Annotated in this window: 17 protein-coding genes and 1 pseudogene; 15 read left to right on the plus strand and 3 right to left on the minus strand. The window is 69.5% G+C overall.

Annotated features, from left to right (window positions below):
• The first annotated feature begins 26 nt into the window (after positions 1–26).
• The 7 genes from OWR29_RS46555 (at position 27) to OWR29_RS46585 (ending at position 12,279) form a co-directional block, all read left to right on the plus strand.
• Entirely contained in the window at positions 27–1,328 is a 1,302-nt protein-coding gene (locus OWR29_RS46555; RefSeq protein ID WP_267570132.1) for a radical SAM protein, read from the plus strand.
• A 363-nt stretch (positions 1,329–1,691) separates the two neighbouring features.
• Positions 1,692–2,480 (plus strand): hypothetical protein, encoded by a 789-nt coding sequence (locus OWR29_RS46560; RefSeq protein ID WP_267570133.1) that lies wholly within the window; start codon positions 1,692–1,694, stop codon positions 2,478–2,480.
• Positions 2,481–2,634: 154 nt separating this feature from the next.
• Positions 2,635–6,693, plus strand: a complete 4,059-nt coding sequence (locus OWR29_RS46565) for a SpoIIE family protein phosphatase (RefSeq protein ID WP_267570134.1) — start codon at positions 2,635–2,637, stop codon at positions 6,691–6,693.
• Positions 6,690–6,995 (plus strand): STAS domain-containing protein, encoded by a 306-nt coding sequence (locus tag OWR29_RS46570; protein ID WP_267570135.1) that lies wholly within the window; start codon positions 6,690–6,692, stop codon positions 6,993–6,995. Before OWR29_RS46565 ends, OWR29_RS46570 begins: the two co-directional genes overlap by 4 nt.
• Before the next feature lie 90 nt (positions 6,996–7,085).
• Positions 7,086–8,351 carry a vanadium-dependent haloperoxidase gene (locus tag OWR29_RS46575; RefSeq protein WP_267570136.1) on the plus strand — a complete coding sequence of 422 codons (1,266 nt, stop codon included), beginning with the start codon at positions 7,086–7,088 and terminating at the stop codon, positions 8,349–8,351.
• Positions 8,352–8,590: 239 nt separating this feature from the next.
• A complete protein-coding gene (locus OWR29_RS46580; RefSeq protein WP_267570137.1) occupies positions 8,591–11,011 on the plus strand; it encodes a penicillin-binding protein in 2,421 nt (806 codons plus the stop codon).
• Positions 11,012–11,022: 11 nt separating this feature from the next.
• Positions 11,023–12,279, plus strand: a complete 1,257-nt coding sequence (locus OWR29_RS46585) for a diacylglycerol/lipid kinase family protein (protein WP_267570138.1) — start codon at positions 11,023–11,025, stop codon at positions 12,277–12,279.
• 70 nt (positions 12,280–12,349) lie between these two features.
• Here the strand turns inward: OWR29_RS46585 and OWR29_RS46590 are convergent, their stop codons facing one another.
• The gene (locus OWR29_RS46590; RefSeq protein WP_267570139.1) at positions 12,350–13,117 is read right to left on the minus strand and encodes a metallophosphoesterase family protein; all 768 of its coding nucleotides are present in this window, start codon (positions 13,115–13,117) and stop codon (positions 12,350–12,352) included.
• Between the two features lie 740 nt (positions 13,118–13,857).
• On the opposite strand from OWR29_RS46590, the gene OWR29_RS46595 reads away from it, so the two are divergent.
• A complete protein-coding gene (locus OWR29_RS46595; RefSeq protein WP_267570140.1) occupies positions 13,858–14,655 on the plus strand; it encodes an SAM-dependent methyltransferase in 798 nt (265 codons plus the stop codon).
• A 39-nt stretch (positions 14,656–14,694) separates the two neighbouring features.
• On the opposite strand, the gene OWR29_RS46600 is transcribed toward OWR29_RS46595, so the two are convergent.
• Both OWR29_RS46600 and OWR29_RS46605 read right to left on the minus strand, forming a co-directional pair.
• Positions 14,695–15,273, minus strand: a complete 579-nt coding sequence (locus OWR29_RS46600; protein ID WP_267570141.1) for a dihydrofolate reductase family protein — start codon at positions 15,271–15,273, stop codon at positions 14,695–14,697.
• 71 nt (positions 15,274–15,344) lie between these two features.
• Positions 15,345–16,478 (minus strand): glycoside hydrolase family 12 protein, encoded by a 1,134-nt coding sequence (locus OWR29_RS46605; RefSeq protein ID WP_267570142.1) that lies wholly within the window; start codon positions 16,476–16,478, stop codon positions 15,345–15,347.
• A 299-nt stretch (positions 16,479–16,777) separates the two neighbouring features.
• Here OWR29_RS46605 and OWR29_RS46610 point away from each other — a divergent pair, with 299 nt between their 5' ends.
• The 7 genes and pseudogenes from OWR29_RS46610 to OWR29_RS46640 all read left to right on the plus strand — a co-directional run bounded on the left by OWR29_RS46610 (position 16,778) and on the right by OWR29_RS46640 (position 23,520).
• Entirely contained in the window at positions 16,778–18,247 is a 1,470-nt protein-coding gene (locus tag OWR29_RS46610; protein ID WP_267570143.1) for a family 43 glycosylhydrolase, read from the plus strand.
• An 864-nt stretch (positions 18,248–19,111) separates the two neighbouring features.
• Complete coding sequence (locus tag OWR29_RS46615) at positions 19,112–19,798, plus strand: DUF3159 domain-containing protein (RefSeq protein WP_267570144.1); 687 nt, start codon at positions 19,112–19,114, stop codon at positions 19,796–19,798.
• A gap of 85 nt (positions 19,799–19,883) precedes the next feature.
• Positions 19,884–20,057, plus strand: a complete 174-nt coding sequence (locus tag OWR29_RS46620; RefSeq protein ID WP_221374197.1) for a CsbD family protein — start codon at positions 19,884–19,886, stop codon at positions 20,055–20,057.
• Positions 20,058–20,343: 286 nt separating this feature from the next.
• A pseudogene (locus OWR29_RS46625) lies at positions 20,344–20,604 on the plus strand (DUF4232 domain-containing protein); the annotation flags it as partial.
• 186 nt (positions 20,605–20,790) lie between these two features.
• A complete protein-coding gene (locus tag OWR29_RS46630) occupies positions 20,791–21,372 on the plus strand; it encodes a DUF3455 domain-containing protein (RefSeq protein WP_267570145.1) in 582 nt (193 codons plus the stop codon).
• Positions 21,373–21,678: 306 nt separating this feature from the next.
• On the plus strand, positions 21,679–22,503 hold the full coding sequence (locus OWR29_RS46635) for an alpha/beta fold hydrolase (protein WP_267570146.1): 825 nt from the start codon (positions 21,679–21,681) through the stop codon (positions 22,501–22,503).
• A gap of 78 nt (positions 22,504–22,581) precedes the next feature.
• Positions 22,582–23,520 carry a S1 family peptidase gene (locus OWR29_RS46640; RefSeq protein ID WP_267570147.1) on the plus strand — a complete coding sequence of 313 codons (939 nt, stop codon included), beginning with the start codon at positions 22,582–22,584 and terminating at the stop codon, positions 23,518–23,520.
• Positions 23,521–23,550 lie beyond the last annotated feature (30 nt).

Raw genomic sequence — 23,550 nt, forward strand, 5'->3', positions numbered from 1 at the left:
CACGCACCGACGTAGTCGAAGACTTGATGGCACGCTTTCCGCACGTCCCGCGGGAGGCTGTGGTCAAGGAGGACCTGCTCCGAGGCGGGCTGGCGTTCGACGACTCGGCGCTGACCGACAACGAGAACGGCGACGTCAAACCCAAGTCGTACTTCATCTTCTCGTTCGACCACCGCACCCTGCCCGAGCTGGGCACGGCCGCGCTGCGCCGCCCGCCGGAAGAGATCGTGCTCACCGGCGGTCCCTACGATTTCCGCCGTACGGTCGTCTCGGTCCGCACCAACCCGAGCTCGCCCTATCGGGTCAAGACCGGCGACGACGGCCGGTTGCACCTCTACCTCGACGGCAAGCCGATCGCGGACGTCGGTGTGCCCCCGATGCCCGACTACTACCGCCACACGCTCGCCAACGGCAAGTCGGTGATGGAGGTGGCCCCGACCATCCAGTGGGGCTACCTGATCTATCTGACCGCCTTCCGGGTCTGCCAGTACTTCGGCGCGAAAGAGGAGTGCCAGTACTGCGACATCAACCACAACTGGCGTCAGCACAAGGCGGCCGGGCGGCCCTACACCGGGGTCAAGCCGATCGACGAGATCCTCGAGGCGCTCGCGATCATCGACAAGCACGACACCGCGAAGACGTCGCAGGCCTACACGCTGACCGGCGGCAGCATCACCTCGCAGCTGCAGGGCAAGACCGAGGCCGACTTCTACGGCCAGTACGCCCAGGCCATCGAGCAGCACTTCCCGGGCCGATGGATCGGCAAGGTGGTGGCCCAGGCCCTGCCCAAGGCCGACGTGCAGCGGTTCAAGGACTACGGCATCCAGATCTACCACCCCAACTACGAGGTGTGGGACAAGAAGCTGTTCGAGCTGTACTGCCCGGGTAAGGAGCGCTACGTGGGCCGCGAGGAGTGGCACCGCCGCATCCTCGACTCGGCCGAGATCTTCGGGCCCCGCAACGTGATCCCGAACTTCGTGGCCGGCGTCGAGATGGCCGCCCCGCACGGCTTCACCACCGTGAACGAGGCGATCGACTCCACCGCCGAGGGCCTGCAGTACTTCATGTCGCGCGGCATCACCCCGCGGTTCACCACGTGGTGCCCCGAGCCGACGACCCCGCTGGGCAAGACCAACCCGGAGGGCGCGCCGCTCGAGTACCACGTGCGCCTGCTCGAGACGTACCGCGCGGTCATGGAGGCCAACGGCCTGAGCAGCCCGCCCGGTTACGGTCCGGCGGGGGCCGGCCGGGCCGTGTTCTCGGTGTCCTCGTTCATGGACTCGCTGCCCGCGAACGACGAGGTCGCCGACGTGACCGTCCGCTCCTGACGTCACCTTCCGCCTGACCGATGCCGCCCGGGCTTTCCCGGGCGGCGTCGTGTTTTGTCCCTTTGTGCCGTGAGTCGTAGACACCAAGGCTTGTACTCGGTGTGTTGGCCTCTTGATCGTCGCTGTGGGTGAGCAGACGCGACGTAGTGGCGGGGCCACGCAATGGTGAGCGGGGGCGGCCTTACGGCACTTTTTGGTCCGATTCCGCGTGGGCCTGACTGGTCAGGGCAGTCAATTCCGAGATCGTTCCGAGTGATCTGTTCAGTACGAGGCTGAGCTGCTGAAATGTGGGGCCCGCGCCATTGTCAACCCGAGAATTCCGTACGGGAAAGAAGGTGTTGACAGCCGTTGCAGACTCCAGTCGTGGCAGCGGAATTATCTGACCCCATCCGTACGCGGCGGCGTCGCCGATCGACCACCACCAGTTACGCGCCGTCGACGCCCCGGCATTCCTACGCGATTCCCGGCGATCCCGCCCCGCCGGCCGTCGTGCGCGGCGAGGCGATCGAGGCGCTGACCCACGACGTGCTCGTCCGGCGCTCGCTCGAGGTGTCGCCGAACGGTTTCATCACCATTGTCAGCATCATTCAGGGTGTGGCCCTCGCGCTGCTGGCCGAGAACACGTTCGACAAACCGAGTCTGCTCGTCGCCTTGCAGAGCATTGCCTTGTTGCTGGTCTTCGTGTGCGTCTTCTACTGGTATCTGACGTTGAGCGTGCTGATCCGCTGGGCGCCGTCATTCATGGACTGTTTCCTGCCGTTCGCCATCGGGGGACTGGAGATACCGCCGGCCTACTTCCTGGGCAATGCGCGCGCGTGGAATCTGTGGCTGGCCATGCTCTGGTCCGGTCTGGCTGTCGGTCTCTGGATCACCAAGAAATGGACGCCGCCGTCGCATTTCGGCGAGGCCCGCGACGCCCACCGCATGTTCATCGACCTGGCCCGCGAGCTGCAGATGATCGCCGGAGTGGGCGCGCTGGCGGCCGGTTTCTGCGGGATCTTCGCCTATCTCGACTGGACCCACCAGTTCTTCTGGGGCATGGCCGGGGTCTTCGCCGTTCTGACGACGATCACCTTCGTGGTTCTGCGCACCGAGCGCGGATCGTCGCGGATCCACACCCGTTTCGGCGTGAGCCGGCCGCCTTTCAACTGACCGGCCCGGCACTCGTTCTGCTTTTCCGTCCCGGGGATAGCATCCACGCGCGTGGGTATAAGCCACCCGCCCGGAGGACGTCCGGGGGCGTCGGATTGCGTATCCTACGATGGCTGCGCGCCGAGGGGCAGAGGGAACGGGAGAAGCTCGCGCGATGACTCAGGACGTGTTCGCCGGTGGCGGCGACGTCGGGCGTGACCTCACGACGGTGGACTGGGACACCACGCAGCTGGGCCCTCCGGAACAGTGGCCGCAGAGCCTTCGCACGGCGGTCAGCATTCTGCTTTCCTCCCGTTTCCCGATGTGGATGGCGTGGGGCCCGCAGCTCACGTTCTTCTGCAATGCCGCCTATCGCCGCGACACCCTGGGCCGCAAATATCCGTGGGCGCTGGGCCGCCCGGCCAGCGAGGTCTGGGCCGAGATCTGGGGCGACATCGGCCCGCGCATCGAGGCGGTGCTCTCCACCGGCCAGGCCACCTGGGACGCGGGTCTGCTGCTGTTCCTGGAACGCTCGGGCTACCGCGAGGAGACGTATCACACCTTCTCGTACAGCCCGCTCCGTGACGACGAGGGCGCGCTGGTCGGCATGCTCTGCGTGGTCAGCGAGGACACCGAACGCGTGATCGGCCAGCGGCGGATGGCCACGCTGCGTGATCTGGGTTCGGACCCGAGCGTGGTGCGCACCGAGCAGCAGACGCTCGCCTTCACCGGCGCCCAGCTGGGCCGCAACCTGCACGATCTGCCCTTCACCCTGACCTATCTGTTCGAGAACGACGGCGTACGGCTGGCCGAGGCCACCGGCATAGCGGCCGACCACCCCGTCGCGCGCCCGGAGACCTGGCCGACCGACGCCGTGGCCCGGGGCGAGTCGGTGGTGGTGCCGCTCGAGGGCGACCTGCCCCACGGCGACTGGGACGAGCCGCCCACCGAGGCCCTGCTCGTGCCGCTGCTGCAGCAGGGCGACAGCCCGTACGGCTTCATGGTGGCCGCCCTCAACCGCTACCGCGCCCTCGACGACGGCTACCGCGGCTTCGTCGAGCTGACCGCCGGGCACGTGGCCGCCGGCATCGCGAGCGCCCGCAGCTACCAGGCCCAGCAGCGCCGGGCCGAGGAACTGGCCGAGCTCGACCGGGCCAAGACGGCGTTCTTCTCGAACATCAGCCACGAGTTCCGCACCCCGCTGACGCTGATCATGGGCCCGCTGGAAGAGCTGCTGACCCGCGCCGACCTCACCGACGAGGGCGTGCGGGCCGAGCTCGACGTCATCCACCGCAACGGGCTGCGGCTGGGCAAGCTGGTCAACGCGCTGCTCGACTTCTCCCGCCTCGAGGCCGGCCGCATGCAGGCCCGGTTCGAGCCGGTCGACCTGGCCAACGCCACCGCCGAGCTGGCCAGCGTGTTCCGCTCGGCGGTCGAGCGCACCGGCCTGACGTTCGAAGTGGACACTCCGCCGCTGGCCGAGCCGGTGTACCTCGACCGCGGCATGTACGAGAAGATCGTGCTCAACCTGCTCAGCAACGCCCTCAAGTTCACCTTCACCGGCGGGGTCCGGATCGGCGTACGCGAGGAAGCCGGCGCCGCCGTGGTGACGGTGACCGACACCGGGGTCGGCGTGCCGGCCGACGAGATGCCGCGGCTGTTCGAGCGCTTCCACCGGATCGAGAACGCCCGCTCGCGGTCCAACGAGGGCAGCGGCATCGGGCTCGCGCTGGTCAAAGAGCTGGTGGAGCTGCACGGCGGGACGATCACGGCCGAGAGCACGTACGGCGAGGGCACCACCTTCAGCATCCGGCTGCCACTGGGCGCCGGTCACCTGCCGCCCGGCGCGGTGACCACCGAGAGCAACGCCGCCGCGGTGTCTTCGGGCGCCGACCCGTACGTGCAGGAGGCGATGCGCTGGCTGCCGGGCGCCCCCGAGCTGTCCACCGAGGCCGCGCCGCTGTCCAAGTCGCCCGCGTCGGTGCTGGTGGCCGACGACAACGCCGACATGCGCGACTACCTGGCCCGGCTGCTGCGCTCGGCCGGGCACCGCGTGCAGGCGGTCGGCGACGGGCAGGCCGCGCTCGAGGCGGCCCGGGTGCGCAACCCCGACCTGATCGTTAGCGACGTCATGATGCCCCGCCTGGACGGGCTCGAGCTGGTGGCGGCGTTGCGGGCCGACCCGCGTACGGCGGGCACGCCTGTCCTGCTGCTGTCGGCGCGCGCCGGGCAGGAGGCGTCGATCGAGGGCCTGGAGGCGGGCGCCGACGACTATCTGGTCAAGCCGTTCTCGTCGGCCGAACTGCTGGCCCGCGTACGCGCGAACGTCGAGCTGGCCCGGCTGCGCAACCACCACGCGCGCTGGCGGACGGCTCTGATCGACTCGCTGCAGGAAGCCTTCTTCGTGTGCGACGAGGACGGCGCCGTCATCGAGATCAACTCGACGTTCACCGACGTCCTGGGCTTCGGGCCCGAGGGGCTGCCGTACGAGCCGGTGCACCCGTGGTGGCCCGAGCGCGACGCCGACCCCGAGGCGTACGAGCAGGTCGCCCAGGCCCTGGCCATGCTGGTGGGCCGCACCCGGGGCGCGTACACGATCCCGGTGCAGCACCGCGACGGGCACCGGCTGTGGGTGGCGGCGGCGTTCAACCAGGTGGCCGACCCCGAGACCGGCCGCAAGGTCATCGTGGGCACGTTCCGCGACGTCACCGACGAGCACTACGCCGTGCAGCGCGACAGCGCCCTGGCCGCCCTCAGCGTGCGCCTCTCGCAGGCCGAGAGCGTGTCCGGCGCGCTGCTGGGCGTGCTGCCCGCGCTGGGCGAGCTGTGGCAGGCCAAGCAGGTGTACGCGGTGGTCTTCGACGCCTCGGGCACGCCCACGCTGGTCACCACCGACGACCGTGCGCGCTGGGAGGGGCTGACCCCCGAACGCCGTACGGCGTTGACCGCACTGCGCGACCAGCCGCTGCTCACCCCGGTCGCCGAGCAGCCCGGAACGGCCGGCATCGCGCTGGAGCACCCGGACGGCACGATGGTGCTGATGCTCGAGCTGGCCGAGCGGCGCCCGTTCACCGAACAGGACAGGACCCTGCTGGCCCTGCTGGCCGGGCACCTCGGCCAGGGCCTGCACCGGATCCACCAGATCGACCAGCAGCGCGAGACGGCGCTGGCCCTGCAGCGGGCCATCCTCGGCCCGGCCCAGCTGCCGGCCGGGTTCGCCGTGCGCTACTCGCCCGCGACGCGGCCGCTGAAGGTGGGCGGCGACTGGTACGACACCGTCGCGCTGGCCGACGGCCGGATCGGCATCGTGGTCGGCGACTGCGTCGGGCACGGGTTGCAGGCGGCCACGGTCATGGGCCAGCTGCGCAGCGCCTGCCGGGCCCTGCTGCTGCAGAACACCGATCCGGCGCAGACGCTGACCGCCCTCGACCGGTTCGCCCAGCAGCTGCCGGGCGCGATGTGCGCGACCGTCTTCTGCGGCGTGCTCGACCCGGGATCGGGCGACCTGACGTACGCCAGCGCCGGCCACCCGCCGGCCGTGGTCACCCACCCCGACGGCGCCACCGACCTGCTCGACCAGGGCCGCTCCCGCCCGCTCGGGGTGCGCTCGGCCGGCGACCGGCCCGAGGCCCGCTACACGGTGCCGGTGCGGGCCACGCTGCTGCTCTACACCGACGGCCTGGTCGAGCGCCGCCGGCAGCCGCTGACGGCCGGCATCGAGCGGGTCGCGGCGGCCGTCCAGCAGGGCCGCTCGGCCGCCCTGGAGGATCTGGCCACGGACGTCATGGACAGCATGGCGCCGGCCGCCGGCTACGACGACGATGTGGCCATGCTGCTCTACCGGCACCCCGGCCCGCTCGAGTTCGAGTTCCCGGCCGAGGCGACCCGGCTGGCCCCGCTGCGCTCGATGCTGCGCACCTGGCTCGCCCGCTGCGGCGTCGACACCCTGACCGCGCAGAACGTGCTGGTCGCGGTGGGGGAGGCGTGCGCCAACGCGATCGAGCACGGCCACCGCCACCTGCCCGGCGGCCGGATCAGCCTGCGGGCCGCGGTCACGGCGGACGACCTGCACCTGACCATCACCGACAGCGGCCTGTGGAAGATCCCGCAGCCCGCGGCCAACCCCCACCGTGGGCGCGGCTTCGCCCTCATGCGGGCGCTGATGAGCGAAGTGACCGTGACGACCGGCGCCGCCGGCACCATCGTCGGCCTGCAAGCGAGGATCCCCCGATGAGCACACCGCTGACCTGCAGCACGGGCCGGCGCCCGGACGGCGCCGTCGTGCTCACCGCCACCGGCGAGATCGACATGAGCAACGCCGCCGCCTTCGCGACCGCGCTCACCGGCGCCGGCGACGAGTCACCGGGTAACCCGTTCGTGGTCGACCTCACCCGGGTGGAGTACATCGACAGTGCCGGCCTGGCCGCCCTCTTCCCGCACGTCGAGCGGCTGCGGCTGCTCTCGAACACGCTGTTGATGCCGGTCCTGACCGTGGCCGGCCTGGACGACATCACCACGGTGGCGCCCGAGTCCTAGATCTCACACTTTCTCCGGCCGTCCGGCCGACGCGAAGCGCCCATGCGGGGAGAAGCGTCGGCCGGGTCCACGTATCGGAGGAGGTCCATCATGAGCACTGTCAGGCGCCGGGTGGGCGCCACAGCGACCGCGGTCGCGCTGGTCCCGGTGTTCGCCGGGGTGGCGGAGGCGGCGGCGCCGGTCGAAACGGCGTCCGTCGTGGCCGACTGGAACGCGGTCGCCGTCAGCACCCTCACCGGCGACACGGCCAAGGTGGTGCCCGAGAACGTCATGTACCTCGGGTTCGTCCACGCCGCGATCTACGACGCGGTGGTCGGCCTGCGCCCGCGCTACGAGCCGTACCGGCGGCACGGTCACGCTCCGCGCGGCGCTTCCGCCACTGCGGCGGCCGCGGCGGCGGGTCACAAAATCCTCGAGACCTATTCCCCGTACGCCCAGGGAGCGCTCGACCAGGCGCTGGCCGCCTCGCTGGCCAAGGTGCCCGACGGGGCGGCCAAGCGGGCCGGGATCGCGTACGGCGAACGCGTCGCCCGCGACCTGATCGCCGAGCGGGCCCACGACGGCCGCAACGCGCCGGTCCAGTTCACCCGGGCCCAGGCGCCCGGGGTGTGGCGGCCCACGCCGCCGGCCAACCTGCCCATGGCCGTGCCCTGGCTGGGCCGGGTCAAGCCGCTTCTGGCCCGCAGTGCGGCCCAGTTCGAGCCGCCGGCCCCGCCCGCCCTCACGTCGCGTCGCTACACCCGCGACTTCGCCGAGGTCAAGGCGATGGGCTCGGCGACCTCGACCGCGCGGACCGCGGTCCAGACGGCCACGGCCAGATTCTTCTCGGGCAACGTGTTCGTGCAGGTCAACGCGGCCCTGCGCGACCAGGCGGCCAAGCGCGGGCTCGGCATCGCCGACTCGGCCCGGATGTTCGCCGCGACCGCCATGACCACCGCCGACGTGGCCATCCTGACCTGGCGGTCGAAGCTCGTCCGGGCCTACTGGCGGCCGATCACGGCGATCCAGCTGGCCGGGACCGACGGCAACCCGGCGACCACGGCCGACCCGGCCTGGACGCCGCTGATCGTGACGCCGAACTACCCGGACTACGTCAGCGGCTACAACACGGTGATCGCGGCCTCGACCCGCGCCCTCGAGCACGTCGTCGGGCCGCGGCTCGACCTCACGCTCACCTCCACGGCGGTGCCGGGGGAGGTGCGGCACTACCGGGGCGGCGCCTCGCTGCGCGCCGACGTGGTGGACGCCCGCATCTGGCTCGGCATTCACTTCCGTACGGCGGACACGGCGGCCCGCACCCTGGGGATCGACCTGGCCGACTGGGTGGCCCGGCACTACTTCCAGCCGCGCCGCTAGCCGATCGCCGGGCCCGGCTTCCCTTTGACCGGTCGGCGGGCCCGGCATCACCCCTTCAGACGGTGACGTCCCTCGGTGTCTGCGCGTTGAAAGGCGTACATCGGCTTTCGAAATTCGATCTTTTGGCCGAAGATTGTGGGGGAAATGCCGGTCTGGAGGGGAATTGCCGGGCCCGCGTCTTGACAAAGCAAGGTGAAATAGACGGGACTCGCTCCCGACGAGGCGCTGGTGGTGGTTCGGTGAGTTCGTGGTGGCGCAGGCGTGATCACAACTTGTTCTTCAACGTGTTCGCGCTCCTGCTCTGTGGGCTGGTCGCCGGCGTGGTCGTCGCAGCCGCGGCGTTCCCGGTCGCGGCCATGTCCGGCCTGACGGCCAAGGCCGGCAACCAGGCCTTCGCCAGCCTGCCCAGCGAGCTCAAGGACTTCGCCTCGCCGCAGATCACCCGGGCCTACGCGTCGGACAACAAGACGATCCTGGCCCAGTTCTACGACGAGTTCCGCAGCGACGTGCCGCTGAAGCAGATGTCGCCGCACATCCGCAACGCCATGGTCGCCGCCGAGGACCGCGAGTTCTACAACCACAACGGCGTCGACCTCAAGGGCGTCGCCCGCGCGGTGGTCAACAACAGCGGCAAGTCCGAGTCGAAACAGGGCGCCTCGACGATCACCATGCAGTGGGTGCGCATGTCGCTGGCCTACTCGGCGACCAGCCCGTCCGAGGTGGTCAAGGCGACCGAGGACACCAACGTCCGCAAGGTCACCGAGATCAAGTACGCCATGCGGGTCGAGCAGGAGCTGACCAAGGATCAGATTCTCGAGCGCTACCTGAACATGGCGCCGTTCGGCAAGCAGACGTACGGCATCTTCGCCGCCAGCAAGGTCTACTTCAACAAGAACCCCAAGAACCTCACCATCGGCCAGGCCGCGCTGCTGGCCGCCGTGGTGCGGGCGCCCTCGTTCTACGACCCCACCACCAAGCAGGGCTACGACGAGATCCGCCAGCGCCGCAACAACTACGTCATCCCCGGCATGGTCGAGATGGGCGCCATCACCGCGGCCCAGGGCGAGGCGGCCAAGAAAGAGTCGATCCCCCGCAAGGTGGCCCAGGTCGGCAACGGCTGCGTCTCCGTGGCATACAACAGCTGGGGCTTCTTCTGCGACTACTTCTACCGCTGGTGGATGAACCGGCCCGAGTTCGGCGCCACTGTGTTCGAGCGCGAGCGGCGGCTCAAGAGCGGCGGCTACCGCATCACCACCACGATCGACCTCAAGGCCACCAAAGAGGCCAAGGCGCGGGTGGGCGACCTGATCAAAGAGAAGAACAAGAACGCCCTGCTGCTGGCTGCGGTCGAACCGCGTACGGGCAAGGTGAAGTTGCTCGTCACCAACCGCAAGTACAGCCTGGACGACTCGAAGAACCCGCTCTCGAGCGACCCCAAGAAGCGGCGGGCGGGCATCAAGGGCTCGGCCCCCAACACGGTGAACCCGCTGATCACCGGCGACGGCGGCGTCAACGGCTACCAGGCCGGCTCGGTCATGAAGATCTTCACGCTGATCGCCGCGCTCGAGAAGGGCTACCCGCTCCACTACACGATCAAGGCCGAGAAGTTCTACAAGTCGAAATACATCGTCGAACGCAGCAGCGACTCGGCCTGCCCGGGCACGCACTTCTGGTGCCCGCAGAACTCGGGTGGCGGCGGCGAAGGCGTCTACAACATGTGGAGCGGGTTCGGCCGCTCGATCAACACGTTCTTCGTCCCCCTGGAGGAAAGGGTGGGCGCCGAGAACGTGGTCAACGTGGCCAAGCGCTTCGGCATCAAGTTCCGCGACCCCGAGGACGCGAAGCTGGCCTCGGACGGCTACTCGCACCAGTGGGGCGCGTTCACGCTCGGCGTCTCGGCGACCACGCCGCTCGACATGGCCAACGCGTACGCGACCCTGGCCGCCGACGGCAAGTACTGCGAGCCGACCCCGATCGAGCAGATCACCACGCGCGACAACCAGAAGCTCGACATCGGCAAGCCCCACTGCGTCCAGGCCACCTCGGTCGACGTCGCCCGGGCCGCCCTCGACGCGGCGCGCTGCCCGGTCGGTGACCGCGCCCGGCTCGGCAGTTGCGAGGGCGCGACGGCCCGGGCCACCCGCGGCGTGGTCGGGCACCCGGTGTTCGGCAAGACCGGCACCACCGACCGCGACCGCACGGCCTCGCTCATCGCCGGCACGACGTCGCTGGTCGTGGCGGGCTACCTGGTCAACCCAGACTACCAGGCCCACAAGGACCGGATGGACCACGACCAGGTCAACCCGGCCGTGTACCGCACGCTGGGCGACTACATGGACGGCAAGCCGCGGGTCCAGTTCAAGCGGCCCGAGAGCCGCAAGATCGTGTACGGCGACCAGCGGCGCATCCCCGACGTCGAGTGCCTGTCGCTGGGCCGGGCCCGCGACCGCATCGAGAACGCCGGCTTCGACGCGGTGCTCTCCAACGGCGAGGTCGAGTCGAAGTGCCCCGCGGGCACCGCGGCCGGCACCAGCCCGAGCGGCCGTACGGTCAAGAACGGCGTCGTGGTGATCGAGATCAGCAACGGCAAGGGCGCCGAGCCGCCGCCCACTCCCGGCCCGGGCACGCCGCCGATCATCGTCCCGCCGCCACGACGGTGACCAGCCCGGCGGTGACGCCCGGCGGTGGCCGGCGCACCGCCGCGGTGATCGCACTGGTCGCGCCGCTGCTGGCCGTGGCGGCCACGCTCGAGACGACGGTCCGCCACTTCGGCACGTTCCTGTCGTTCGTGTTCGCCGTCGTGGTGGTCACGGCGGCGACCTGGTACGCGGTGACCCGCCGCGGCGTGCTGCGCTGGGCGGCCGTGCTGGTCGCCGTGCTCGGCGCCCTGATGATGGTCACCCTGGGCCTGTCGCTGTTCCTGACCCAGGCGGCCATGCTCGTCGTGTTCGCGCTGGCCGGCCGCTACGCCCTGGGCCCGCACAGCGCGGCGATGATCACCGGCGGCCACCCCGCCCAACCGGTCCCCGCGGCCAGGCACGGCGTGCTGCTGATCAACCCGCGCTCGGGCGACGGCGCCGCCGCCCGAGCCGGCCTGGCCGACGCGGCCGCCGCCCGCGGCATCAAGGTGGTCACGCTGGGCCCCGGCGACGACCTGGCCGCCCTGGCCGAGGAGGCCGTGGAGCAGGGCGCGGACGTGCTGGGCATGGCCGGCGGCGACGGCTCGCAGGCACTGATCGCCGCCACCGCCGTGCGCCACGGCATCGCGTACGTGTGCGTGCCGGCCGGCACCCGCAACCACTTCGCGCTCGACCTGGGCCTCGACCGCACCGACGTGGCCGGCGCCTTGGACGCCTTCACCGACGGCGTGGAACGCCGGGTCGACCTGGGCACGGTCAACGGCCGGATCTTCGTCAACAACGCCTCGCTGGGCGTCTACGCCGAGGTGGTGCGCTCGAAGGGCTACCGCAAGGCCAAGATCCGAGCGTGGGGCCGCCTGCTACCCGACCTGCTAGGGCCGACCGCAACCCCCTCGAACCTGGAGTTCGACAGCCCCGAGGGCCCACCCATCAGCGCCGTCACCCTGGTGCTCGTCTCGAACAACCCGTACGACCTGTCCCGGGTAGGAAGGGCCGGCGGCCGCCCTCGCCTCGACACGGGTCGGTTGGGCATCGTGGCCGCCCGAGGCGCCCGCCCGGTCGGTGAGTTCGTAGCCAAGAAGTTCGAGGTGCGTTCCACAGCCGAGGTGCCGGCCGGCCTCGACGGCGAGGCCCTGCTGCTGACGCCGCCGCTGGTCTTCCGGTCGCTGCCCGGGGCCTTGCGCGTACGGGTACCCCGAACGTCGGGGCCGGGGCGGCGGCCGGTCGCCCTCACTCGCCGCGACCTGAACGCCCTGATCAGGGTGGCGTCCGGCGTCCCAGCCGTCTGACCCGCCGGCCCCGCGTCACGCATGCCACCTGTCTGAGCCGCGGGTGCTGCTCGGTGATGGGGGCCGGGCTTCAGGTGTGCCAGCCGTCTGGGGTGCGGTACCAGTCGGTGGTGTGCGTCTCGCGGAACGCGCCGTCGTGCCAGGCGCGTACGGTCAGGCGCAGGCGGTCGCCGTCGTGGTCGAGCACTGTGTAGGACTGGCTCTCGCCCGCGCGTACGCGCCAGGAGCAGGCCGTCCCGCTCATGAGCCCGACCATCCTGCCCAGCCGGGCCTGCGCCGCCACGTGGTCGTGCCCGCACACGATGACGTCGACCCCCGCCTCGGCCGAGGCGCGCAGCGCCGGCCCGGCGCCGTGCACCAGAGCCTCGTTAGGCCGCTGCGCCGACCGGAACACCGGATGGTGCAGCATCAAGACCTTGAGGTCGGCCTGTTCAGCCATGGCCTCTCCGATGCGGGCCAGCTGTTCACCATCGATCCGGCCGCCCTTCCACAGGTACGGCCGGGCCGAGCTCAGCCCCAGCAGGAGCAGCCCACCGTCCCGGACCAGCGGCTCCGGATCACTGTCGACCAGCCGCCGGTAAGCGTCGAGCGGCCCGAACGCCCGGGCCGGCCGATCGAGCGGCAGGTCGTGGTTGCCCGGCACGCACGTCCATGGAGTGCCCGTCGCGTTCAGCAGGTCGACCGCCGCCCGGAACTGCTCGTCCCGCGCACGCATGGTCAGATCGCCGCTCACCAACAGCCGGTCGGCCCGCTGAGCGGCCAGATCCGCCCGCAACCCCGCCACCACCTCGGGCTCCTCGGCCCCGAAGTGCAGGTCGGTGACGTGGGCCAGGCGCATGCACCGAGCTTAGATCTTCCCCACGGCCACCCGACGCACACCGATCAGCCAGCCGGCCGAGTGCAACCGACCGGTTGTGTCCATTCATTGCAGGCTGTTGCTCGCTTGGCCGGTGTCGAGAGGCGGATGTGCATGCCTGGTGCGTGCCCAACGCGCGGTTTGGCTCCATGTCGCAGGCCGGTTGTGTTCGTTTGTTGCACGCTGTTGCACGTTTGACCGGAGACGGCAGAAGCTGTACGTCGTCCCCGAAGCCCAAGGAACCGGCGCCGGCAGCGCGTCGAAGTGTCTACTTGATGCGCGCCAGTACGCGCTCGGTCGGATGTCGCAGGCCGGTTGTGCTCGTTTGTTGCACGCTGTTGTGCGGTTGGTCGAGTCAGGAGGCAGATGGCCCGCTCATGCTGGCCGCCGACCACGCGAGTCGAGTTGTGGGGCGGATGCCGATCCGGTCGACCCCTGCTTGATGCGCTCCTCGTCAGCGGTTGGCCGTATGTGTCACAGGGCGGTTGTGTTCGTCTATTGCGCGCTGTTGCTCGCTTGGCCGATGGCAAGCAACGGATGTGTCAGTTCGAAGCGTGCTCAGTGCACGGTTGACTGGATGTCGCAGGACGGATGTGTTCGTTTGTTGCGCGCTGTTGCGCGTTTGGGCGGTGGCGGGATGCGGAAGTGTCGGTTTGTTGCGCGCTTGGCGAGCGGTCGGCGGGGATCGCGGGGGACAGGCTGATCCCGCTAAGCTGCGCGGTATGTCCACATCGGAGGGCAGTGCGATGGACGAGCTTGACACCGGCGTCCCGCATTCGGCCCGGCTTTGGAACTACTGGCTGGGTGGCAAAGACAACTTCGCTGCTGATCGGGTGGTGGCGGACCAGATTTTGGCCATGGTGCCTGAGATGGTGGCGTCGGCTCGGGCCGACCGGGCCTATCTTGGGCGGGTCGTGCTATACCTGGCCGGTGAGGCGGGGGTTCGGCAGTTCCTTGATGTCGGCACCGGGATCCCCACAGCTGACAACACGCACGAGGTGGCGCAAAGCGTCGCGCCGAGCAGCCGGATTGTCTACGTCGACAACGACCCGCTCGTACACGCCCACGCCCGCGCGTTGTTGGCCAGCCACCCGGACGGCAGCACCGATTATCTTGAAGCCGACCTGCGCGACCCTGCTCAGATCATTGAGGGTGCTCGCCGAACGCTCGACTTCGATCAGCCGATAGCGCTCACCCTGCTCGGGATCCTCAACTTCATCCCGGACGACGGCCAAGCGGCCGAACTGGTCGCCCGCCTGGCCGCCGAGTTGCCGCCGGGCAGCTACGTCGCCATCTCGCATCCCACCAACGAGATCAACGGCGAGACGATGGAATCGGCCCTGCGCCTGTGGAACGAAGGCCCGTCGGCCAAGATGGTGCTGCGGAGCGCCGACCAGGTACGCGCCCTGTTCGGCGAGCTCGAACTGATCCCGCCCGGCGTGGTCACGTGTTCGCAGTGGCACCCCACCGAGGACGCCGAGCCCGTGCCCCACTTCGGCGGCGTCGCCCGTAAGGCCTGACCGGCGGCGTCGCCCGCAAAGCTTGACCAGCGGCGTCGGTCAGGGCTTGCGGATCAGGTAGCGCAGGTGGGTGACGCCTACCCCGTTGACCACGTCGACCGGGCCCTCCAGCGCCAGCGGCGCGCCGTCGAACTGGCCGACGAACGGGGTGCCGGCGCCGAGCAGGACGGGCACCAGGTCGACGTGGAACTCGTCGAGCAGTCCGGCCTCCAGAGCCTGGCGAGCCATTTGGCCGCCGTTCACGCCGACGTCGCGTGGGCCCGCGATCTTCTGCGCGGTGGCGATCGCTTCCTTGATGCCGTCGGTGATGAAGATGAAGTTCTCGTCGGCCTGCGGACGGTCCTTGGGCGGGTTATGGGTCAGGACGACCGTCGTCACATCCATCGGGTGGCGGCCGCCCCAGGCGTTGGTCAGGTCGTACAGGTGACGGCCGACTACCAGCGCGCCGGTACGTTCCTGCAGGCGCCGCAGATGGTCGGCGCTCACGTCCGAGGTGGTCTTCTGCTTTCCCGGTACGCCCTCCCCGTACCACTGGAAAAGCAGGTCGAAGCCGGTGTCGCCCGGCCCGGCGATGAAGCCGTCGAGTGACATCGTCGCGCCCGTGCACACCCTGCCCATGATAGTGCTCCTCTGGTCGATCCGGCGGTGACTCCCCTTGGTCGGAGCGGCCACCGCCGTCTCGACATGGGTCAGCTGTAATTCAACGAGAAACTGTTCGTAGTGAAGTTCGACTGACCCGCCGTGCCGGTGATCTCGAAGCCGAACTGCAGCTCACCGACGGTGACGTTGCCCCACCAGTTGTTGGTGCGCAGCCAGTTCATGATGGCGAGCAGGTCGATCGTGCCCGAGCTGGTGTTCGTCCGGATGAACGAGAAGACCGCGTTTGCGCCGTTCGAACCGCGGTAGACGTTCCACGTGTGCCCGCCCACCGACAAATTGCGTACGTTCGGCACGGCGCCGTTCGCGTCGTAGCTCTCGGCGATCGGACCCACTGCGCCATGCTGATTGGTCCAGATCATCACCTCGTACGCGTGATTGTTGGCCCAGATGTCGTAGGTGGTCGCATAGTCGCCGTCGGCCGGCACCGAGACGTTGAACGAGCTGGTCACCGACGACAGTGAGCTGAGCGTGCGGTTGAGCGTCTTGCCGGTGTTCGGGTACGACTTCACGCCGCTGGTGCGCGGGTGGTTGGCCACCACGCCCCAGTTCGTGCCGCTGCGGGCCCAGATCGTCTGCGAGCCGGCGCCGCCGCCCCAGATGTTGTTGTAAAGCGTGTAGCCGTTGTTCGTCCACGACGCCCACTGGCCGGAGTCGACCCAGGCCGCGTCGGACGGCACGCCGGTGCCCGGGTTCGGCGGGTTGGTCGTCGGCGGTGTGGTGGGCGGGGTGGTCGGGGGCGTGGTCGGCGGGTTGGTGGTGGAGCCGGTGCAGGCGGTGCCGTTGAGCGTGAACGCCGTCGGGACGCTGTTGGCGCCGGTCGCCGAGCCGTTGAAGCCGAACGAGACGGTCCCGTTGGTGCTCACCGAGCCGTTGTAGCCGGCGTTGCGGGCGGTGACGGCCGACCCGCTCTGGCTGACGGTGGCGTTCCAGGCCTGGGTGACTGTCTGTCCGTTGGCGTACGACCACACCAGCGTCCACGAGGAGAGCGGATCCCCGAGGTTGGTGATGGTGACGTTGGCGCCGAAGCCGCCCGGCCACGTGCTGCTGACCGCGTAGGCCACGCGGCATCCGGCCGCCGCCGACGCAGGCAGGGCGGTGAGGACGGCCGCCCCTCCCGCGACGACCGCCGCGACCGTGGACAGCGCAAGAACTCGTCTGCGCATGGTGTCCCCTCTGTTCCGGACGCTCAGTCGAAGCGCTTCGACGGTGGCATCAAGCGTCGACAAGCGTCAATGTGTGTGTGCCGCGATGCTAGAACTCGGCGCGGATGGCGGCAACCGGCCCGGCGGCGAGGCATCGCCGACAACCGAGTCGGCGTGTTGCTACTGCCGCGTAATCGTGCGCGGGTCTCCGTGAAGTTTCGCGAACCTGCATCGCATGGACTCGAACATCTTGACGATCATCGTTGTTATCGTTAACACTACGGTGACCCGGTGCTCCTCGTGGATGGAGTGACTTTGCTGTGAACTTCGATCACCTGCACCGCTTCGGGATCCGCCTTCGCCGGTCGCCTGGGCGGGCGCTGAAGCTTCTGCTCGTGGCAGTTGTGGTGATCCTGCTGGCGCCGGCACTGGCCGTGGCGGCACCGCCCGTCTCGTACAGCAATCCGATCGCCAACCAGCGGGCGGACGCGCACATCTGGAAGCACACCGACGGCTACTACTACATGACCGCGACGGTGCCCGAATATGACCGCATCGTGCTGCGGCGGGCGACAACCGTGCAGGGGTTGTCCGGTGCGAGCGAAACGGTCATCTGGCGCAAGCACGCGAGCGGCGAGATGAGCGCCAACATCTGGGCGCCGGAGATCCACTTCATCGACGGCAAGTGGTACGTCTACTTCACGGCCGGGCGCGCCGACGATCGCTTCCGCATCCGGATGTACGTACTGGAAAGCAGTTCGGCCAACCCGCTGACCGGAACCTGGACCGAACGCGGGCGGATCGTCACGGCCTGGGACACGTTCTCGCTCGACGAGACGACATTCGTGCACAACGGTGTCCGTTACTTGGCGTGGGCGCAGCAAGAACCCGGCATAACGACAAACTCGAACATCTATCTTGCACGAATGAGCAATCCCTGGACGATTACGGGCGCACCTGTTCGTTTGGCCGTCCCGACGCTGTCCTGGGAGACCCGGGGGTACGCGGTCAATGAAGGGCCGGCCGTGATCGTGCGCAACGGTCGCGTGTTCATGACGTATTCGGCCAGCGCCACCGACGCCAACTACTGCCTGGGGCTGCTCACCGCGCCGGCCACCGCCAACTTGCTCAGCGCCTCGTCGTGGACCAAGAGCGCCAATCCGGTCTTCGTCAGCAACGCGGCCACCGGCCAGTACGGTCCGGGCCACAACTCATTCACTGTCGCCGAGGACGGCCAGAGCGACCTGCTCGTCTATCACGACCGCAACTACCGCGACATCAGCGGCGACCCGCTCAACGACCCGAACCGCCGCACCCGGGTGCAAAAGTTCTATTGGAACGCCGACGGCACCCCGAACTTCGGCATTCCGATCCCCGACGGCGCCCACCCCGTACGGCTGCGGTCGCACAACTTCCCGGACCGCTACATCCGCCACTGGGAATTCCGCGCCCGCCTCGACCCGAACGTGACCGCGCTGGCCGACTCTCAGTTCCGGATTGTTCCCGGGCTGGCCGGTGGGGGTTCGGTGTCTCTCGAGTCGACCAACTACCCCGGCTACTACCTGCGCCACCGCAACAACGAGGCGTGGGTCGACCGCTCCGACGGCACGGCCCTGTTCAACTCCGACGCGAGCTTCCAGCGCCGGGCCGGCCTGGCCGACGCCGCCGGGGTCTCGTTCGAGTCGGTGAACTTCCCGGGTCGCTACCTGCGCCACGTCAACTACCTGCTCCGCCTCGAAACAGCCCCCGACGCCCTGAGCCGCAGCGACGCCACGTTCCACCTGGAATAAGGCCGTCGGGTCAGCTTGGACCGTTGGAGTTGGTGGCGGCGTCTCATGCCGGCCGGGATGAGCAGCGGCTCGGTCCCGGGTCGGCTGCGACCCCCCAGGGCTGGTGGCGGCGTCTCACGCCGGCCGGGATGAGCGGTGGCTTGACCTCGGGTCAGCTAGGACCGCTCGGGGTCGGTGGTGTTGTCTGATGCCGGCTGGGATGGGTGGTGGCTCGGTCTCGGGTCGGCTGCGACCGCCCGGGGTCGGTGGCATTGTCTGATGCCGGCTGGGATGGGCGGTGGCTTCGCCTGGGGTCGGCTGCGACCGCCCAGGTTTGGCGGCGTTGTCTGACTCCGGCTGGGATGGGCGGTGGCTCGGTCTCGGGTCGGCTTCGACCGCCCGGGGTTGGTGGCGTTGTCTGATGCCCGCCGGAATGTGGGGGAGGGGGAAAGGCGGGGTGCCTTGGCGTCAGTGTCGGTCCGGCGCGCTTGGTTGGGGCCCGGCGATGTTCGGCTTTGGGGCTAGGGGCGGCGGGCAGGTAGCGAAGTCAGCGCTGGTCGAGGGCGGTGCGATAGTCGACCTGGATGAGGGTGGCGGCTTGGCTTCGGAACCGCGAGGACGCCTGGCCCTGGCTGCTCGATCGGCGGCGAGCAGGAGGTCACTCGCCATGGCAGCGGTGCCAGGATCCGCCTGGAGTGAGGGTGTCGACTCGCGCCGGACCTGGCTGGATCGTGGCGACACGATGGGCGGCGGAATCGCGCCCGGAAGTCGGTGCGGACGCGCGGGGCGGGCGGCGGCGGTTCGAGCTGCGGCTGCGGTTAGGCTTTCCTAACTGTCGAGCGGCGGGTCGTTGTGGGGGCCGGCTGCCGGGTGGACGGGGTGGGGATGACGCAGCCGGAGTCGCTGGCGGAACTGCTGAACGGGCGGCGGGCCGCGATCGACGCGACGCTGCCCGCGGTGGGGTTCGTGGTCGGCTGGCTGGTGGCCGGGCAGTCGATCTGGGCCGGGGCCGGGGTGGCGGTCGTGTGTGCGGTCGCCGTGTCGGTGTGGCGGCTGCGGCGGGGGGAGAAGCCGCGGGCGGTGCTGATCGGGCTGCTCGGGGTGTGCGTGGCGGCGCTGATCGCGTTGCGGACCGGGCGGGCTGAGGACTTCTTTCTGCTGCAGCTGCTGAGCAACGCGGCCAGCGCGCTGGCGTGGGCGGTCAGCATTGTGATCCGGTGGCCGCTGCTGGGTCTGGTCGTCGGTGGGGTGCTGGGGCAGCGGACGCGGTGGCGGCGCGACCCGGCCCTGCTGCGGTCGTACGGGCTGGCCAGCTGGGTGTGGGTGCTGCAGTACGTCGTACGGCTGGCGGTCTTTCTGCCTTTGTACGCAGCGGGCCAGGTGGTGGCACTTGGCGTGGCGCGTGTGGCCCTGACCTGGCCTTTGGTCGCCGCGTGCCTGGCTGTGAGCTGGTGGGTCATCCGCCGCACGCTGCCCGAGGGGCACCCCGGCCTCCGCCACCCGCAGACAGCCGACCGGCCCGCTCAGGCCGCCGCCGAGCAACGTACCGAACTCACCCCGGACGGGCAGTGACGCTGCCGGTGTGACGAACCGGATGATTGCCGCCGGGCAAGTAGGGGTACTCCATGGTCGTTGGCACGACGAAGTGGAGGCTGCCATGGCATTCGATGACAAGGTCGACAACAAGGCCGAGGAAGTCGGCGGCAAGGTCAAGGAGGGCGTCGGCCGCGCTACGGACGACGAGAAGCTCGAGGCTGAGGGTAAGGCCGACCAGAGCAGCTCGAAGGTCAAGCAGGCTGTGGAGAACGTGAAGGACGCCTTCAAGTCCTGACCCCACCGCACCAGACACAACGGCCCGCGGCGTCATCGCCGCGGGCCGTCGTCGTGGGAATCACCCGTTGAGCGCGGTTGCCGGCCGGTCGGGAGCGGTACACCGGGGTCATGAAGCGTGTACTTGCCGTCCTGGCCGCGTCGGGGCTGCTGCTGACGGGATGCGGATCCTCAGGGAGTGACGCCGGTGCGGCGCCGGCGCCCACCACGGCGGCCACTTCAAAAAGCGCCGCCCCTACGACTGCGCCGGACACCAGCGCGTCGGCCGGCGGCTCGACCGGGCCGAAGCGCCGTTCAGCCGGGAGGCGGGGGAGTCGGGCCGCAAGACGGTCACCCTCGAGCCCGGTGCGGCCGGCTTCTCGTTGTTGATCTGGCCGTACTACGCCAATTTCGACAAAGGTGAATGCAGGCCGGTCGAGGTGCGCGGCTATCGGGTTTATCCGCCGGACGAAACGGCGTCGATTTTCGTGGCGAGCCCGCAGACGGTTTGCTCGGCCAAGGGCGTCGGCACGGGCCGCGTACACCCGATCGGGAATCGCGCCGGCTGAGGCAGAATGCATTCTAAGCTGCGGAAATGCCGCCGGAAACGCGTACTTAACAGTAGGGTCGTCCGTTCGGACCATCCACCGAGGACGTTCGGGCAACATCGACACTGATGTAAATCTGGACGCGTCCGGGAACCGTGTCTTCCGTCGACGGGGCGACGCTCACCGCCCCCAAACGAGGAGATTTTGATGCTCAACACGAAGCGTTCCCGGGTCCGTGCCGCCGCTGGGGTGGGAATGGCGGCCGTGGTGGCCACCGTCGGCGCCGTGACCTACAACGCCTCAGCCGCCGAGCAGGCCGCCGTCGTCGCGCCGGCCGCCGTCGGACCGGACGCCCGCGCGGTGTCCATCCCCGGCATCCCGGCCGCCATCAAGCCCCCGAAGGGCGCCAAGCCGATCGGCGCGTACGTCGTGGCCTCCGGCACCCAGACCTACACCTGCACCGGCGGCGTCTTCACCGGCGCCTCGGTCCCCGAGGCCCAGCTGATCGGCACCGGCGGCCGCATCCACCACTTCGCCGGCCCCAGCTGGCAGTCGACCCGCGACAACTCGCTCGTGAAGGCCAAGAAGATCGGCGAGAGCCCGCGCACCGGCACGATCCCGGAGCTGCTGCTCGAGGTCACCGACAAGTCCGGCAGCGGCGTCATCGGCACCGCGACCCACATCAGCCGCCTGCTCACCTCGGGCGGCACCGCGCCCGCCGGCGCCTGCACCGACGGCGCCACCAAAGCCGTCAAGTACGGCGCCGTGTACGTCTTCTGGAAGGCCTGACGCTTCCGCGGCCCGGCGCCCACCAAAGCGCCGGGCCTTCCGCGGCCCGACGCCCACCAAAGCGCCGGGCCTTCCGCGGCCCGACGCCCATGAAAGGCGCCGGGCCTTTTGCGGCTAGGGAGTCAGGCGGCCTGTCAACCCTGTAATCCCCCAATAGGCCACGCCCGTGCGTGACCGTCGGCACGAGTAATCCGTAACAGCCAATTGGAAAGTTGTCGTTCATCACGTATCGCTGTCGGAAAGGGCGTTGCCGGGCATAGCTTGGCCGGTGGGAGCACTCCCAGCACAAACTGAGCGGAGACCGGCATGGGTTACGTAACCACTTCCGACGGCGTCGAGATCTTCTACAAGGACTGGGGCTCGGGCCAGCCCATCGTGTTCAGCCACGGCTGGCCGCTGTCCGCCGACGACTGGGACACCCAGATGCTCTACTTCCTGAGCAAGGGCTACCGCGTCGTCGCGGCCGACCGGCGGGGGCACGGCCGGTCCACTCAGGTCAGTGACGGCCACGACATGGACCACTACGCCGACGACCTCAAGGCTGTCGTCGAGCACCTCGACCTGCGTGACGCCATCCACGTCGGGCACTCGACCGGTGGCGGCGAGGTCGCCCACTACATCGCCCGGCACGGCGAGGAGCGGGTGGCCCGGGCCGTGCTCATCAGCGCCGTCCCGCCGCTGATGGTGCAGACCGAGGCCAACCCGGGCGGCCTGCCCAAGAGCGTCTTCGACGACCTGCAGGCGCAGCTGGCGGCCAACCGCTCGGAGTTCTACCGCGCGCTGCCGTCCGGCCCGTTCTACGGCTTCAACCGTGAGGGTGTCGAGTCGTCCGAGGCGATCATCGCCAACTGGTGGCGTCAGGGCATGATGGGCGGGGCCAAGGCCCACTACGACGGCATCGTCGCGTTCTCGCAGACCGACTTCACCGAGGACCTGAAGAAGATCACCGTCCCGGTCCTGGTCATGCACGGCACCGACGACCAGATCGTCCCCTACGCGGACGCCGGCCCGCTCTCGGTCAAGCTGGTCAAGAACGGCACGCTCAAGTCGTACGAGGGTTTCCCGCACGGCATGCCGACGACCCAGGCCGACACGATCAACGCCGACCTGCTGGAGTGGCTGCAGTCCTGAACGGGGGCGTCCCCGGGGATTTCTGTATTCCCGGGGACGCAGTCCGTAATTGGCGTTAGGCCTCTATTGTCGTCCCCCATGGGAACGCTATCGAGGGTCCTCGTCGCGCTGGCCGCCATCCTGGCCACCGGGGCGGTGAACACTCCGGCCCATGCGATCGCGAACGGTGACGGGGTGCCGGACGGAAAGTACGAATTCGCGGTCAAGCTCACCGATATCGGCATTCCGACCGCCGACGGGGGCAAGCGGAACAGTTCCTGTTCGGGCGGGCTGATCTCGCCGCACTGGGTGCTCACCGCCGGACACTGCTTCAAGGACGAGAACGACAAGCGCGTCTCTCGTACGGTGGCCGACAAGACGATCGCCACGATCGGCCGGGCCGACCTCAAGGGCAAGGCCGGCATGACCGCCAACGTCGTGGAGGTCCGCCAGCACGGGGACGCCGACGTGGCGCTGGCCCGGCTCGACCGGGCGGTCACCGGCATCACGCCGCTCAAGCTCAACCGTACGAAACCGAAGGACGGCCAACGGCTGCGGCTGGTCGGATTCGGGTTGACCAGCGGCACCGCCAAGCAGACGGCCAGCCGCCTGCAGACCGGGCAGTTCGAGGTCACCTCGGTCGCGAAGACCGAGCTGGGCGTGGAGGGCACGGCCCCGCGCAAGACCACCAGCGCCTGCCCGCACGACTCGGGCGGCCCCTATTTCACCGACGGCAAGCCGGCCGTGGTGGTGGCCGTGGTCAGCCGAGGGCCGCGCTGCCCGCACAGCGGCGCCGACACCTCCACCCGCGTAGACGCGATCGCGCCCTGGATCCTCTCGGTGGTCGGAAAAGACCTTTCGCCCCCGAAGAAGCCGACCAACAAGCCGGCAGCGCCGGTGAAAGCAGCGCCGCAAGCGCAGGTGACCGAGCCCACACCACCCCTGCTCTGGATCGCCGCGATACCCCTGGTTCTGCTGGTCGGGGGGCTGTTGGTGTGGACGCTGAGACCGCGCCGGGGCAGTCACCGCCGCCGCTGACAGCGCCGTATCAGCGATATGTGCGCGGGA

Source organism: Paractinoplanes pyxinae (assembly GCF_026626335.1).
In the GTDB taxonomy this organism is placed as follows: domain Bacteria; phylum Actinomycetota; class Actinomycetes; order Mycobacteriales; family Micromonosporaceae; genus Actinoplanes; species Actinoplanes pyxinae.

Bases quoted from the DNA above. Each gene is read 5' to 3' on its own strand.
- OWR29_RS46555 (WP_267570132.1), top strand. From the start codon at position 27: ATGGCACGCTTTCCGCACGTCCCGCGGGAGGCTGTGGTCAAGGAGGAC.
- OWR29_RS46565 (WP_267570134.1), top strand. From the start codon at position 2,635: ATGACTCAGGACGTGTTCGCCGGTGGCGGCGACGTCGGGCGTGACCTC.
- OWR29_RS46570 (WP_267570135.1), top strand. From the start codon at position 6,690: ATGAGCACACCGCTGACCTGCAGCACGGGCCGGCGCCCGGACGGCGCC.
- OWR29_RS46575 (WP_267570136.1), top strand. From the start codon at position 7,086: ATGAGCACTGTCAGGCGCCGGGTGGGCGCCACAGCGACCGCGGTCGCG.
- OWR29_RS46590 (WP_267570139.1), bottom strand. From the start codon at position 13,117: ATGCGCCTGGCCCACGTCACCGACCTGCACTTCGGGGCCGAGGAGCCC.
- OWR29_RS46595 (WP_267570140.1), top strand. From the start codon at position 13,858: ATGTCCACATCGGAGGGCAGTGCGATGGACGAGCTTGACACCGGCGTC.
- OWR29_RS46600 (WP_267570141.1), bottom strand. From the start codon at position 15,273: ATGGGCAGGGTGTGCACGGGCGCGACGATGTCACTCGACGGCTTCATC.
- OWR29_RS46605 (WP_267570142.1), bottom strand. From the start codon at position 16,478: ATGCGCAGACGAGTTCTTGCGCTGTCCACGGTCGCGGCGGTCGTCGCG.
- OWR29_RS46615 (WP_267570144.1), top strand. From the start codon at position 19,112: ATGACGCAGCCGGAGTCGCTGGCGGAACTGCTGAACGGGCGGCGGGCC.
- OWR29_RS46620 (WP_221374197.1), top strand. From the start codon at position 19,884: ATGGCATTCGATGACAAGGTCGACAACAAGGCCGAGGAAGTCGGCGGC.
- OWR29_RS46630 (WP_267570145.1), top strand. From the start codon at position 20,791: ATGCTCAACACGAAGCGTTCCCGGGTCCGTGCCGCCGCTGGGGTGGGA.
- OWR29_RS46635 (WP_267570146.1), top strand. From the start codon at position 21,679: ATGGGTTACGTAACCACTTCCGACGGCGTCGAGATCTTCTACAAGGAC.
- OWR29_RS46640 (WP_267570147.1), top strand. From the start codon at position 22,582: ATGGGAACGCTATCGAGGGTCCTCGTCGCGCTGGCCGCCATCCTGGCC.